Annotated in this window: 2 protein-coding genes; both read left to right on the top strand. The window is 66.4% G+C overall.

The genetic code is table 11. The features are described 5' to 3' along the window. On the top strand, positions 1–502 hold a 502-nt coding region (locus EN884_RS37240; RefSeq protein WP_164895478.1), incomplete at its 5' end, for an HlyD family secretion protein. Positions 503–524: 22 nt separating this feature from the next. Beyond that, a partial coding sequence (locus EN884_RS37235) for an MFS transporter (RefSeq protein WP_128361196.1) occupies positions 525–902 on the top strand: 378 nt, incomplete at its 3' end.

Below are 902 nucleotides of genomic sequence, written 5' to 3'. Positions count from 1 at the left end.
ATCGGCGAGCACGCTGGCGTCCCTGCAGCTCAGCCATGACAAGGCGCTGCGCGATCTTTCCTTCACCGTGCTCAAGGCGCCATATGACGGCATCGTCGGCAACCGCTCGGTCGAGCAGGGCGACCTTGTCAGCCCCGGCCAGAAGCTCGCCGTCATCGTGCCGATGGACAAGCTCTACATCGTCGCCAACTTCAAGGAGACACAACTTGCCCGGCTGGTTCCCGGCGAGAAGGTCAGGATCTCGGTCGATGCGACCGACGGCCAGGACTTCGAGGGAACCGTTTCGTCGCTGGCGCCGGCTTCGGGTGCCGTGTTCTCGCTGCTGCCGCCCGAAAACGCCACCGGCAACTTCACCAAGGTCGTGCAGCGCGTTCCGGTCCGCATCGATGTGCCGGCCGATGCGCTGAAGAGCGGTAAGCTGCGCGCCGGCCTGAGCGTCGTCGTCGCCGTCGACAGCCGCACCGCCCCATCCGGGTCGGCGTCAGTGGCAGCGTCGAATTGAGCGGCGGCCGGGGAGCAATGCCATGGCAACCGCAACCCTGACAGCAGGAGCGCCGCCGGCGAGGCCGGCTGTGCCTGACACCATTTCGACGCGGCGCGTCATCGCCTTCCTGGCGATGGTGTTCGGCATGTTCATGGCCATCCTCGACATCCAGATCGTCTCCGCCTCGCTGTCGGAGATCCAGGCCGGCCTGAGCGCCAGCTCCGACGAAATTCCGTGGGTGCAGACCGCCTACCTGATCGCCGAAGTGGTGATGATCCCGCTGTCGGGCTTTCTCAGCCGGATGCTGTCGACGCGCGTGCTGTTCACCATCTCGGCGGCAGGCTTCACCGCGGCCAGTGCGCTGGCGGCGACCGCCACCAACATCGACCAGATGATCGTCTACCGCGCCGTCCAGGGC

Source organism: Mesorhizobium sp. M7A.F.Ca.AU.001.01.1.1 (genome assembly GCF_004022735.1).
In the GTDB taxonomy this organism is placed as follows: domain Bacteria; phylum Pseudomonadota; class Alphaproteobacteria; order Rhizobiales; family Rhizobiaceae; genus Mesorhizobium; species Mesorhizobium ciceri.
This window is presented reverse-complemented; position numbering and strand designations above follow the sequence as displayed.